This window comes from Cohnella rhizoplanae, assembly GCF_948329515.1.
Taxonomy (GTDB): domain Bacteria; phylum Bacillota; class Bacilli; order Paenibacillales; family Paenibacillaceae; genus Cohnella; species Cohnella rhizoplanae.
Genome location: NZ_CAOJCN010000002.1, coordinates 365671 through 379916 on the forward strand (window position 1 = coordinate 365671; position 14246 = coordinate 379916).

The following is a 14246-nucleotide window of genomic DNA, read 5'->3' on the forward strand; positions in this document are numbered from 1 at the left end:
CAACATCCAATTCACAAACCTTAAATCTGAATTTTGGTGCAACAGCCATTCAGAAGGTCAAGGACAGCTATTATTTTGATAAAGCATCCCTGGATGTGAAGATTCCGATCTCCAGCAGTCGAGCGATTAAAAATTACACGTACACAGTCAACGGTGCTAGTACGACGTTGAGTGGTCCAGTTTCGGGTAGTACCATTACGTTTATAGCAAACGGAAAAGCGACCACGATATACGGTGAGGGGTTTTCGAATCCTGGGTATGTCGTTGAACGTTCCCGCGACGGCAATGCATGGACTATCGGCGCTACCAATCCAGACAATGGCACAAATTATTCTATTAAATACACGCCTATGTCAGGGTCCGGTTGCTATACGGGAGGTATTACCGGGTGCCCAGGTTTAATTCCAACGACAGGCTCGAATTTGCTCAGTAACAATGCAACGATAACTATTCCAAACAATGTTCTGCGGTTTAGCAACGGCGACGCGTATAGTTACTCGAAAGATGTGCCGGCGGTAGAGAATATGTATTTATCGAAAACAACAGACTCTGCTCAGCGTATTCCTTGGACCTCGATAGTATCCTGTTCCGCTACAATTACTGGCGCAATCCCCAACCAAACTGGTGTTTCTGTAATTGATTTTGGTAAGGGGAATTGTGGGAAGGGAATGCTGAAAGCACATCGAGCACTAACAAGCGCGGGAGCGGAAGGTATAGATTATGAACCCGTTGATAACGGAAAAAGCGGCCTTAAAATCATGCGTAACTATTTCATGAACATTAAGACCTCCTGGCAAGCCACCACCTACGCCTACCAGGGCAGCATCACGATCAACTACGAACCGCCACCGCCAAATACCAACGGGTTCACCGGCGACTTCGATATCCTGCCTTCCCACTCAATTACATACGGAGATACCTTTAAGCTCCATCCAAGAGAAATCGAGACGACCGGCACTTGTACGTTCCAATCGGTGAAGTTTCGCATTACCCGCGGAACGCTCGTTTACGAAGGAACGGCGATTGCCAGCAAAACGACGGACGATGTATATACGTCGGCCAAGTATCCCTTCGTCATTCAAGCAGGCGCCGAGCATGAAGTGTATATGCAGATCCAGACGAGCTGCGGGAGCGATTGGATTGGCCCAAAAACACTGAATATTCAGAATAATGGAGGGGGCGGGACGCCTACGCCAGCGCCTACATCCGGGCCGACGCCCGCTCCGGATAATAAGCCGCCGGTCGCTCGCATTAGCTGGCTAAAGTCCGGTACGACGTCGCAAGTCGCAGTAGTCGCGCTGAACAGCGTCGTGGACGTCAAGCTGATGGAGAAAAGCGATCCGGACGGCGATGAAGTGACGGTCAAGGACTGGGACTTCGACAGCAGCTCGGAATGGCTGAAATCCAAAGGCGAATCCTTCGGTGGCAGTCCGTACGAGGCCATTAATGGATTCGCAGGCATCGCGGCTACGGAGCTCGGGGCGCATACGATCAAAATGACGCTCCAGGATACGAAGGGCGCAACCTACACGACATCGGCCACGCTGAATGTCGTCGATGCGAAGCCCGTCGCGGTCATCCGCGCGCCGATCAACGTGGTCGAAGGGCGGGCGCTGCCGTCGCCGATCGACGGTACGATGTCCTATAGCCCGTTAGGTCTGCAGATTACGGAATATGATTGGACCAATAAAGCGGATCGCTATTACACGCCGGAAAACGAGATCGTGAAGCTGCGCGTCAAGGACGAGGAAGGCCGCTGGTCCGACCTCGCGCAAAAGACGATCGCCGTTCTCCCGGATCTTCCGCCGATCGATACGCTGGCCGTACCGTCTGAGGGGACGCGTCTAGGAACCAGTACGATCCAGAGCGGTGCCTACAGCCCGGACTACGATCAGATCGTATCCCATAAGCTCGAAATGAAGTACGACGCGGCGAACGACGGTTTTGCCAATGATAGCTGGCAGACGGTCGTAAACGGCAACGGCGACGCCGATAGCTATACGTTTACGCCGAGCCGAGTCGGCAAGTATCTGTTCCAGGAGTCGGTCTGCGAGGACTTCGGGAAGTGCGGTAACACCGACAGCCAAGCCCAAGCAACCCGTACGCTTAACGTGACGAACCTGGCACCGACCGCAGACGTGAAGACCGAATCGGACGTCACGGATCCGCCGAGCTCCACGCCGATGCTGATGACGGACTTGTTTAATAACGGTCGTTTCTACAACATGGCCAAGGGGGCCGTAGGCGATAAATCGAGCTGGAAGCTTGAGAACGGCGTACTAAAATCCAAATTGAAAACGCCCTTGCGCAACGTGGGCGAAGCGCACAAAGCCATTACTTCCGATTATCAGAACGGCGTACCGTACTATTATCAGGGCTTTTCGGATAATGGGACATTGTCCGATTACGGCGAAACGTATGGATTCGATAACCGCGTGGCAACGCCTTTTTTCAGTATGCAAAGTAACCCAAGCACGACCCAGCTCTATATTCCAGGCTTGACCGGGTCCGTCATGGGCTGGATCGAGGACGACAAATACACCTACATTATGACGCAGCCGGACCGGTACTGGTATAACGATCAGACGCTGTTCGTGTACGACAAGTCCTTCAACCTGGTATGGAGCAAGGCGATCCCCTATACGCCAATAGAGACTCAGCGATGGGTGTACGGTTCCTATATCGATACCATCCATTTTACCGGACAATACTACACAAGCGAGCAAGTGATGCGGGTCCACAACCATACGCTGACGATTACGGTTCGGGATAAAAATGATCCGGCGCAAGAATTCTTCATAGGCTATAACCGAGATACGGGCAGCGAAAGTTTTAAGATCCCGTCCGAGACGTACGGACGCTCGTTCATCGGGCCGGACGGCTACTTGCTCGGTACGAAGAAATATGACTTTAACGGCAACGATACGGGAATTACATTCCCTTTCTTGCAAGCCGATCGCGCATTCACTTCATTTAAGTACAACTATTATTACGGCAACTCGAATAACAACTACGTCATGTTTAATCCGAACATGACCCCGAAGGCCGATTACGGCAACAATTGGGCAAATGGCGATCGGGATCATACTCAGCCTTATTTCATCGGGACGGACAGCAACGGCAATTTGATCGGCGCGGGCAGTGGCGATCCCCTGTACGGTCCGCCATACGGAGGCCAAACCCGAATCTACAAGCTGGCACCGAACGGCGCGTTGACTTACGCGCAATTCCCGAATTTACGTCTCGACGGCGACGACTTGAAAATGACGCTCCTGGCGCTGGATTACAAGGACCATGTCTGGTTTTCCGGCTCGTCGTACGATGCGCATGAGGTCAAAGTCTACGACGAGAGCGCCAACTTGTTAAAGGTATTCCCGTTTCGCATGCCGGAACTGCGCCCTGGCAATCCAGGGGTCATTTGCCGGTCTCAGTATGGATTCGTAGGAGCGGACGGCCTTGTGACGATCATGGGGATGTGCTTGGATACGCAAGCACCAACAGGCCAAGCTGTCTATTTTAAGTATTTGGTCATTGATCCGACCGATTTATCGGTGGTCGTCGAGGGCAACACGCCGAACATGGCGATGTACGCGTACCCCAACAGAAATCCGGGAACAGGATTTCCGACTTTTATCCATCCGCATGACGATCAGACCTTTATCATTGAATTCCGCGACAATGATCGGGCCTTTTACACGCTGAAGACGAACGGAGCCACACCGCGTCCCAAGATCGTCGATGCCGGCGAATCGACGCCGGATCTGGTTACGGGTTCGTTCGTGGCCGCTAACCAGACGCTAAAGGCCAGTCTTAAAGCTGCTGCACCCGACGGTAAAGGGACCGGTATCGCCTTCCGGATCCGCGACGACCGGAATTATTACAGCCTCGAGTGGGAAGCGAGCGAACTGCGCGTCAAAAATACGGTAAACGGCGGTACGAGCGTCGTCTGGAGCAAGCCGTTCCCCATGGTGGCGAATCAGGTGTACGACGTGCGGATCGTGCCGGCGGCCAGCTCGTTCGAGGTCTACGTGAATCGGCTCTACCAAGCTACGATCAACGAATCAACGTGGACGGACGGCAAGTATGGCATCATCAACCGGGCGCAGCAGGACGTGTCGTTCCTGGGCGCATCGACGGAGGCGACGCCGGCCGGGTACGGAAAGATCGAAGGAATCGCGCTCGTCGGCCAACAGGTGAGCTACACGATGTCCTACAGCGACGAGGAAAGCGACCCGAAGCTGACGGCGGGCGATTCGTGGGCGTACTCGCACAATCCGAACGCCTTGCTGCAGCCGCAGGGGACCGCGAGCTTCAATGGGCAGACGCTGAGCGCCGCAGTGACCAGCTTTCCGTTTTCGGGAGATTACACGTTCACCTACAAGACGAAGGACGATCCGCATCCGCAGCATCGGTATCCGGACAACGCGTATGACGCCTATCGGCAGGCGTCCAATACCGTGACCGGCAAGATCCGCGTGCATCGCCGGCCGATTGCGAACTTTACGGCGACCTGGAACTCGAACGGCACGGTCTCCTATGCCGACGCTTCCTATGACCCGGATCGTTACAACCCGGCCAACGGTTCGTATTCGACGGAGAACACCGGCATCGACTACCTGGCAACGCGCGGCGTGCTCGAGTATCGCTACCGGTACCGCGCAGCCGGGAGCTCGACGTATATGGACATAAAGCCCGCTAAATTGTTCGGCGGCACGTACGTCATCGAGCTGTCGGTCCGCGACGAGTACAACGCCTGGTCGGAATGGGCGACGCAAACGATCGTAGCCGGCGGATCTGCGCCGCTGCCGCCGAATCCGGGCTTTACGATCGCGCCGACGACGCAATACCGTTTCACAGCGGTGACGATCGACTCGACGGCCAGCGACCCGCAGGACGGGGCGCGCGGGAACATCGAGCATGCCTACTATATAAAGAATCTGACGTCCGGCGGACCCGAATCGCTGCAGAGCGACGTCCGGACGAGCTGGAGCAAGGAATTCGGCACGCTCGGCGTGTTCCAGATCAGGCAGGTGGTCATCAACAGTTACGGCCTTTATGCGGAGACGTCGCATAACGTATCGATTGTCAACCGCAGGCCGTACGCCAGCGTCTCGGACCCGGCCAGTTCAACCGCAGCCGCGCCGACGATGTATGATACGCTGCGGCCCGCGATCAAGTGGACCTACGGCGACGGGGACGGCGATCCGCAAACCCAGTACCAGCTGCACTTTTATAAGTCGGACGGCTCGTTCTACCGGGATTCCGGAGCTCGGATCGGATCGGACCGGTCATGGACGCCAACTGCCGACTTTGCGGACAATACGACCTATTATGTGCACGTAAGGGCGTTCGACGGCATCGATTGGTCCGACTGGAGCGCCCCGCGTTACTTCCGGATCGTGACGAACAAGCCGCCGACGGCCGATCTGGCCTGGACGCCCTCTCCCGTCTGGGAAGGCGACACGATCAAGCTGCTGCCGACGCTGTCGGATCCGGACGGCGACAGGTTGGACGCGGTCTACGAGATCGAGTCGCCGACCGGCGCGAAGCGGACCGTCAGCGAGCAGAGGCTGCCGCCATACGGCGGAGCGGGACCCTCCGTCACGGCGGACATCCCGGGCAGCTGGAAGGTGCGGCTGACGGTCAGCGACGGCAAGGCGCCCGCCGTCACCGTCAGCAGGACGATCCCGGTCGCGCCGCTCGGCGTGACGGGACAGGTGCTCCATACCGCGGCGTGGGAGGACAAACGCCAGCGCTACAATGCGGACCATCCGGGCAAGGAAAGGCCGGCGCATTGGTTCTGGGCGGGCGAATTATTCATGCTGGAGGCGGCGACCACGGACACGGGCGCTTCGGCGACGAAGGCCGCGTCCGTCGCGGTCGAGGCCGGACCGAAGCTCAAGGCGGCGCTGCAAGCCGTCCTGCCAAGCCGGCCTGCGGTTTGGAAAGGGGAGATCGGAAGCGCGCAGTACGGCCGGCCGCTCAAGGAGCTGCCGGAAGGCGACTACGCGTTCGTATTCACGGCCGTCTATACGAACGGCGTCGTCAAAAAGGCGACCGTCGTCGTCCGGGTGGACGATACCGTCGACCGCGTCGTGAACGTGCACCGCGTGCAATAACCCTAAATCGGCGAAAAATAAAAACAGTGAAAAACAGCCTCGGGAGGGATCGCGCCTTCTCGGGGCTGTTTGTTGCGCGCGCCAGGCCGAGACGCGGCGATCGTCCCGCGATCCCGGCGACTTGTCCGGGGAGGATTGCCCCGAATTGGCGCTTGCGGATGGATAAGCGTCCAAGTCCTGTCCGAGAGAGGCGCATATATTGTATCCGGGTGATGATCATGCCGTACAAGCGCGGACACAGAGCCAGACGCCATCGCAGACATACGCGTCCCGGGCCGAACCTCACGGCGGGACGCAGGCAAGGCTGGCTGGAGGGGTGGAGATTGGGCGCCTGCCGGCGGATTGCGGAGGAGACGCCGCAGCCCGCGGCAAGGCGCAGGCCGTGGCGCGTCATGTACGTGCCCCAAGGCTTCGACGCGATCGATCAGGGCGTCGTCGCCGCGCTCTCCGCGACGACGCATCTCATCGTTGCGCCGCAGGCGGAAATGCTGCAGTACGCGGAGATTTACCGGCCGGATGCGGTGCTCGTGATGAACGGCCTTCATACTTTTCCCGCCAACCAAAAGGAACAAGTGGAGGGAATCCGCAGGCTGGGCATCAAGACGGCGATCTGGTTCGTGGACGATCCTTACGTATCGGGCGACTCCGCGGAGATCGCGCCGAGCTACGACTTCGTGTTCACGCACGAGCGCAGCTGCGTGCAGCGGTACGCGGAGCTCGGATGCGCGCAGGTGCATCACCTGCCCCTCGCCGCCGATCAGGAGCTGTTCAAGCCGATGGCCGTGGACGAGGCGTACAGGACGGATATTTGCTTCATCGGCGTCGCCTTCTGGAACCGGGTCTCGCTGTTCGACAGCATCGCGGGCTTCCTGCGAGACAAGAAGGTGCTCATCGCGGGCAGCCACTGGGACCGCATGAGCAATTACGGCAAGCTCGCGAAGTTCGTGCGCAGCGGCTGGATCGAGGTGCCGGAGACCGTCAAGTATTACAACGGCGCCAAGATCGTCATCAACATGCACCGCACGACCGAGCCGCTGAGCGACAACAAGAACACGCGCGAGTGGGAGGGCCACTCGGTCAACCCGCGCACGTTCGAGATCGCGTCCTGCGGCACGCTGCAGCTGACGGACCTGCGGCCGGAGCTGCCCGAGTACTACCGCGTGGGTCACGAGATGGCTTCTTTTACTAAACCAAGCGAGCTGATGGAGATCGTCGACTATTACTTGCGCAACGAAGAGGAGCGGCTGAAGGTGGCCGCCCGCGGCTACAGACGGACGCGCGCCGAGCACACGTTCGTCGGCCGGGTCTCGCGGCTGCTCGATACGATCGGGCTAGCGGACCCTGCGCCGCCGCCTGCCGGGGAGGGATGGACGCTTGGCTAAGATCAGGGTTCGCAGGAATAAAGCAATCGCGGCGGCCAGAAAAAAGAGACTGCAGCGCGCGACGCCGGCGACCAGCGGATTCAACATGGGTTGGCAGCACGGGTATTGGTACGGCCAATGCGAATCGATCGTCCAGCGGACGACCGTGCCTTACTATATCCGCGACGTTCACGTGCTTTTTATCACCTCCGGCAAAGGCTTCCCGTACAGCCCGCTCGACGCCGCGGTCGGTCAGACGCTCATGCAGCTGGTATCCAGGCTGACCGTTATGTCCCCCAAGGACGACATCGTCGGCGTCGCCTCGCGCGAGCGGCCCGCCCTTGCGGTCGTGCTGGACGGACTGGATTTTCCCGTATCCACGATCGACGCGCTGCGCGAGCTCGGCATCCGGACCGCGATCTGGTTCACGGACGATCCTTACTATACCGAGGTGACGGCGGACCTGGCGCCGCATTACGACTTCGTCTTCACGCTGGAGCGCAATTGCGTGCCGTTCTACGAGCAGCGCGGCTGCGCCCGCGTTCATTATCTGCCGCTCGGCGTGCACACGGTCGACTTCCGGCCGCGCAACCCGAGGTACCAGCTCCGGGGCGACGTATGCTTCATCGGCAGCGCCTACTGGAACCGGATCCGCCTGTTCGAGGAACTGCTGCCCCGCATGGCCCACCGCAGCTTCAAGCTGTCGGGACTCTGGTGGGATCGGCTGTCCGACTACGCGAGATGGCGGGATCGGATCGATCTGGGCAAGTGGATGGGACCGACGGACACGGCGGAGCAGTACAACGCGCACAAAATCGTGATCAACGTCCACCGGGCGCACGACGACAGCACCTTTAACCGCAATCTGTACAATGTGCCGGCGGTGTCCCCGAACCCGCGCACCTTCGAGATCGCCGCCTGCGGCACGCTGCTCATGAGCGACAACCGCGAGGATCTGGCTCAGTTCTACACGCCGGGCGTCGAGATCGTCACGTACGACTCCGCGCAGGACATGGCGGACAAGATGGATTATTACCTCGCGCACGAGGAAGAGCGCCGGCAGATCGCGCTTCGCGGGCTGTACCGCACGCTGCGGGACCACACGTACGTCTCCCGCTTGTCGCAGCTGCTGGATCTGGCGATGATTCCGCTGGCGTAACTTATTGACCAAAAGGAGATGAGAGGCCGTGGGCGGAAGGCCGAAGCTGCTTCTATTCTCCCATCTCAGCGGCGTCGACGTGATGACCGGCGCGGAGAAGCTCTTCCTGCTCTTCATCCGGGAGCTCGCGGCGCACTTCGACTGCAGGCTCGTCGTACCGCAGGAAGGCGTGCTCGCCGCGCAGGCGCGCGCCGCCGGGATCGGGACGCTGCACATGGAGCTGCCGCTCAGCCTGGCGCTGTTCAGCGCGCTGCCCGAGTCGGATGCCGAGGTCGGCTCGCTGCCGTCGCACCCGTCGTGGGAGCCGCTCGTATTCCTGCTGCTCCGCGAGTCGCCGGATTACGTGTGGACCAATACGACCGTGCACCCGATGCCCGCGATGGCCGCGACGTCCCTCGGCATTCCGACGGTCTGGTCGGTCATGGAGACGATGCGCGATACGCCGGCGCGCCCGCAGGCGGCGGCCATCGTCAGCCTGTACAGCCGCTTGATCGTCGGCATCTCCGACAGCGTGCTCGAGCCCTACCGCGCGTCCGGCGCGGCGGGCAAGACGGCCGTGCTGCGGCCGTACGTCGAGCCGGCGGCGCATGCCCCGGAGCGGTGGCCGGAGATCCGCGCGAGGCAGCGCGGACGGCTCGGCTTCCGGGAGGAGGAGTTCGTGGCCGGCTTCGTCGCCGCCACAATCTATCCGAACAAGGGGCTGCTGGAATTCGTCCACGCGATGATCCCGCTCATGAAGCAGCATCCGGGCGTCCGCGCGATGATCGTCGGCAAGTCGGTCGACGAAGCCTACGTCCACGCCTGCCGCGATCTCATCTGGCGACAGGACCTGAGCGGCCGCTTCGCGTGGATGGAGTTCCGGGAACGGATCGAGGAGATCTACGCCCCGATGGACGCGGTCGTCGTCCCGAGCCTCGTGCCCGAGGGCTTCGGCATGACCGCGCTGGAGGGGATGATGTTCGGCAAGCCGGTCGTCGCCTTCGCGGCGGGCGGCCTGCGCGAGATTCTCGAGCAATCCGAGGCTGCCGCCTGGCTCGTGCCGACGGGACATGCGCAGGGGCTGACCGAGCGGCTGCACATGCTCATGAGCAATCCCGCGCTGCGGCAATCCCTCGGCGCGCACAATGCGCGGATGGCTGTGGAGCGGTTCGGCGTGGGGCAGTTCCGCGACGCGCTCGCAGCCTGGCTGCGAACCCTGCCGCCGCCCGCCTCGCAGCAGCCCGCGCCGCCGCCGCCCGAGATTCCGCGAGAGGGTCTCGTACGCGGCGCCGGCAGCACGGTGTACCTCATCCAGCACGGTCGCAAGCGTCCTTTCAGCTCGCCGAAGGCGCTGCGCGACCACGGCTTCCGGTTCGCGGACGTGCGCGCCGTGCCGGATCTGGTCCTGGACTTCCTCCCGGACGGCGAGCCGCTGCTGGAAGCCTCGTCTTCCCGAAGACGGAGGCGGCGGCCGCGCAGGGGCCGGCGCCGGCTGCGGCTGCGCGGGCGCTCGCGGATTCGCGGGACCCGCGTCCGCGCGCCGCGCCGCCGCAGCCGGGGGCGCAGGCGCATCTCCGCGAGGAGCGGCAGACGCTTGAGAAGAAAATCCGCATCAGCGAGGAAAAGGAAAGGAAGATGATGGCATGCGAGTCGTCACGATCCTGGGCACGCGGCCGGAGGTCATCCGGCTCAGCCTGCTCACGCGCCTTCTGGACGATCTCTCAGGTCGTCACGTTATCGTGCATACCGGGCAGAATTTTTCGCCGAGGCTGAATGACATTTTCTACGAAGAAATGGAGCTCCGCCAGCCCGACGTGCAGATCGCGGCCCGCAAGGAGACGGTCGGCGCCCAGCTGTCCGCCACCTTCGCGGCCGTCGAAGAAGTGCTGCTGCGCGAGCGTCCGGACCGCGTGCTGCTGCTCGGGGATACGAACAGCGCGCTCTGCGCGGTGCTCGCCGAGCGGCTCGGTTACCCGGTCGTGCATATGGAAGCGGGCAACCGCTGCTTCGACCTGGCGGTGCCGGAGGAGAAAAACCGCCGGATCATCGACGCCGTGTCGACCGCCAACCTGCCGTATACGGAGAACAGCAAGCAGAATCTGCTGCGCGAAGGCTTTCCCGTCGCGCGGATCTTCAAGACGGGCAATCCGATCTTCGAGGTGCTCGAGCATTACAAGCCGAAAATCGACGCGAGCGACGTGCTGGAGCGCCTCGGACTGAAGCCGGGCGGATACCTGCTCGCCACGATCCACCGCGCCGAAAACGTCGACGACCCGAACCGCCTGCGGGAGATCGTGACCGGTCTCGGGATGGTCGCGGAGCAGCAGGGCATGCGGCTCATCTGCAGCCTTCACCCGCGGACGCGCTCTCGCCTGACGACCGACATGGCGGAGCTGATCCATCCGCTGCTCGAGTTTCATGAGCCGTTCGGCTTTTTCGATTTCGTGCATCTGGAGCGCAGCGCCCGCTGCGTTCTCACCGACAGCGGCACGGTCCAGGAGGAGTGCTGCATCTTCCAGGTGCCGGCGGTCACGGTGCGGCGGACGACGGAGCGTCCGGAGACGGTCGATTGCGGGAGCAATATCGTGTCCGGCGTCGACGCGCGCAGCATCGCGAGATCCGCGGAGGCGATGATCCGCCTCGGCGCGGGCTGGCAGCTGCCGGAAGGCTATGGGGACCGACATGTATCTTCAAAGGTAGCCAAATACGTGCTTGGAGGGATTATGGATGTATGAAGGCAAACGCATCCTCGTAACCGGGGGCACCGGGTCGTGGGGACACGAGCTGGTTCGTCAGCTGCTGACGCTCGGACCGAAGGAGATCATCGTCTATTCGCGCAGCGAGTCCAGCCAAGTGGCGATGAGCCGCGAGTTCGAGGACGCGAGGCTGACTTTTTTCATCGGGGACGTACGGGATCGCGAGGCGCTGTCCAAGGCTTGCCAGGACGTCGATATCCTGTTCCATCTGGCCGCTCTGAAGCATGTGCCCGTATGCGAGATTCAGCCGTACGAGGCGCTTAAGACCAACGTGCTCGGCACGCAAAACGTCATCGAGGCCGCGATCGAGAATAAGGTCGACCGCGTCATCAACATCTCGACCGACAAGGCGGCCAATCCTTCCAACTTCTACGGCATGACCAAGGCGATCGGCGAAAAGCTCATCGTATACGCGAACCTGCTCAAGTCCGACACGAAGTTCGTCTGCGTCCGCGGCGGCAACGTGCTGGGCACGAACGGGAGCGTCATCCACCTGTTCATGGACCATATCCGCAGCCGCGGCCAGGTCAACCTGACGCACCGGGACATGACGCGCTTCTTCCTCACGCTGCAGGACGCGATCAAGCTGCTGTTCAAGGCGGTGGAGGTCAGCGTCGGCGGCGAGATCTTCGTCATGAAAATGCCGACCTGCCGGATCATCGACCTCGCCGAGGTGCTGATGGACGCGATGGGCAAGACCGCGGAGATCGTGGAGACGGGCGTGCGTCCGGGCGAAAAGCTCGACGAGATCCTGTTGACCGAGTACGAGAGCCAGAGCACCGTCGAATACGACGATCAGTACCTGGTTATCCTGCCGACGCTGGAGCTGGACGGCCTCAAGTCGCACTACGACGCTTATCCGCGCGCCGAGCTGCACAGCTACAGCTCCGGGACGGGACTTATGAATCACGAGGAGATCCGGAGCATGCTCGTGCGCGGGGGGTTCCTCCAATGAAGGTGCTGGTGCTTGGCGGAAGCGGGATGGCGGGCCATGTCATAGCGTCTTATCTGCTCCATCGCACCGAGCACGAAGTGATCGTCACCGTTCGGACGGCCGGGGATATCCCGGTCGTCCGGCAAGCCTGCGGCCTCGCGGGCGGCGGGCCGCGGGACGCCGGGGGCAACCGCGCAGGACCGGCGCTCGCCGTCCGCGTCCTGGACGCGCGGCGCTTCGAGCAGGTCGCCGAGCTGGTCGAGGACGCGCGGCCGGATATCGTCGTCAACGCCGTCGGCGTTCTGAACCGGCAGGCCGAGGAGAATCCGCTGGACGCGTATCTGGTGAACGGGTTGCTGCCGCACTGGCTGCGGCATCTGTGCGCGCGCGGCGGCGGACGGCTGATTCATATCAGCTCGGACTGCGTGTTCCTCGGAGACCGCGGCGGCTATACGGAGCAAGAACGGCCGGACGGCGTGACGGTATACGCGCGCAGCAAGGCGCTCGGCGAGGTCGTGGGCGCCTCCTGCCTGACGCTGCGCACGTCGATCATCGGACCGGAGCTGCGGAGCCGCGGGATCGGGCTGCTCAAGTGGTTCCTCGGCAGCTCGGGCAGCGTGCAGGGCTACGTCAACGTGCATTGGAACGGCGTGACGACGCTGGAGCTGGCCAAGGCCGTCGTATGGGCGATGGACCATCCGGAGTTCGGCGGTCTCGTGCATCTGACCGCGCCGGAGGCGGTCAGCAAGCATGATCTGCTCGGCATGTTCGCGGAAGCGTTCGGCCGGACGGACATCGAGGTCGTGCCGCAGGCGGAGCCCGCGATCGACCGCACGCTGGCGCCTACCGAGAGCGGGTTCGGCTACCGGCCCGCGGGATACGCGCAGATGCTGTCGGAGCTGCGTCGATGGATGGATGGCGACGCGGATTGATGCGGGTGCTGGTCACGGGCGCCGCGGGGTTCAGCGGCCGGCACGCGTGCGAGCGGCTGGCGCTGGAGGGGATGGAGGTCGCCGCGGTCGTGTCTCCGCGCGCGTCCGCGGACGACGGGCGTCCGCCCGTCGCCGGCGCGGTCGCCGAGCTGCCCTGCGACCTGACGGACCGCGCGTCCGTCCTGTCGCTGCTTGCGCAGGTCCGTCCGGACGCCGTGCTCCATCTGGCCGGACGCAACGCGGTGGACGAATCGTGGCGCGCGCCGGACCAGGCGCTCGCCGCCAATCTGATGTCCACCGTCTATCTGCTCGAGGGCGCCCGCGCGCTCCCGGGCTGCCGCACGCTCGTCGTCGGCTCGATGCTGAGCCCCCGGCCGGGGGAGGATCTGGCGCGTTCGCTGCACCCGTACGGCTTCAGCAAGGCGCTGCAGGTGACGGCGGCGCTCGCGTGGCACCATTGGTACGGCCAGCCTGTCGTCGTCGCCGAGCCCTGCAATCTGATCGGGCCCGGAGGCAGCACCGGCATTTGCGGCAAGATCGCGCGCTGGGCCGCCGCTTGCGAGCTGGCGGACGAAGCGCAGGATGCGCCGGAGCCGCGGCAGTCCGGGCTGCGGCAGCCGGAGCCGTTCCGCCTGTCCTCGCTGGACGAACGCCGGGACTTCCTCGACGTCCGCGACGCCGCCGCAGCCTATGCGGCGCTGCTGCGGTCGGGCGCGTCCGGCTGCTCGTATGCGCTCGAATCCGGCACGCTGCGCAGTCTCGGCGAGGTCAAGGAGGCGTTCGACCTGGCGAGCCGCGTCCCGCTGCGGTGGGAGATCGGCGCATCCGGCGGTCCGTCGCCGCAGCCGCGCGACGCGTCCGCCGCGCGCGCCATCGGCTGGCGGCCGGAGATTCCGTTCGCGCGCTCGATCGCCGATACGTTGCAGTCGGAGCGGGAGCGCCTGGCAGCTGGGAATTAAAAGCGGCGGAATGAAGCATGAAAATTAATGAATGGGAAATAACGCAG

General features: G+C 62.3%; 8 protein-coding genes. All 8 read left to right on the forward strand.

The window, feature by feature from the left end:
- Positions 1 to 758 precede the first annotated feature (758 nt).
- The 8 genes from PQG80_RS05835 to PQG80_RS05870 all read left to right on the forward strand — a co-directional run bounded on the left by PQG80_RS05835 (position 759) and on the right by PQG80_RS05870 (position 14199).
- Positions 759 to 6119 (forward strand): fibronectin type III domain-containing protein, encoded by a 5361-nt coding sequence (locus tag PQG80_RS05835; protein ID WP_271750280.1) that lies wholly within the window; start codon positions 759 to 761, stop codon positions 6117 to 6119.
- A 218-nt stretch (positions 6120 to 6337) separates the two neighbouring features.
- A complete protein-coding gene (locus PQG80_RS05840; RefSeq protein ID WP_271750281.1) occupies positions 6338 to 7501 on the forward strand; it encodes a CgeB family protein in 1164 nt (387 codons plus the stop codon).
- Positions 7494 to 8639, forward strand: coding sequence for a CgeB family protein (locus PQG80_RS05845; RefSeq protein ID WP_271750282.1), 1146 nt, complete (start codon positions 7494 to 7496; stop codon positions 8637 to 8639). Before PQG80_RS05840 ends, PQG80_RS05845 begins: the two co-directional genes overlap by 8 nt.
- A 28-nt stretch (positions 8640 to 8667) precedes the next feature.
- Complete coding sequence (locus tag PQG80_RS05850; RefSeq protein ID WP_271750283.1) at positions 8668 to 10257, forward strand: glycosyltransferase family 4 protein; 1590 nt, start codon at positions 8668 to 8670, stop codon at positions 10255 to 10257.
- Positions 10258 to 10261: 4 nt separating this feature from the next.
- The gene (wecB, locus tag PQG80_RS05855; protein WP_271750284.1) at positions 10262 to 11353 is read left to right on the forward strand and encodes a non-hydrolyzing UDP-N-acetylglucosamine 2-epimerase; all 1092 of its coding nucleotides are present in this window, start codon (positions 10262 to 10264) and stop codon (positions 11351 to 11353) included.
- Positions 11346 to 12329 (forward strand): SDR family NAD(P)-dependent oxidoreductase, encoded by a 984-nt coding sequence (locus tag PQG80_RS05860; protein WP_271750285.1) that lies wholly within the window; start codon positions 11346 to 11348, stop codon positions 12327 to 12329. Before wecB ends, PQG80_RS05860 begins: the two co-directional genes overlap by 8 nt.
- The gene (locus tag PQG80_RS05865; protein ID WP_271750286.1) at positions 12326 to 13240 is read left to right on the forward strand and encodes a dTDP-4-dehydrorhamnose reductase family protein; all 915 of its coding nucleotides are present in this window, start codon (positions 12326 to 12328) and stop codon (positions 13238 to 13240) included. Before PQG80_RS05860 ends, PQG80_RS05865 begins: the two co-directional genes overlap by 4 nt.
- Positions 13216 to 14199, forward strand: a complete 984-nt coding sequence (locus PQG80_RS05870; RefSeq protein ID WP_271750287.1) for an SDR family oxidoreductase — start codon at positions 13216 to 13218, stop codon at positions 14197 to 14199. The genes PQG80_RS05865 and PQG80_RS05870 overlap by 25 nt, the downstream gene beginning before the upstream one ends.
- Positions 14200 to 14246 lie beyond the last annotated feature (47 nt).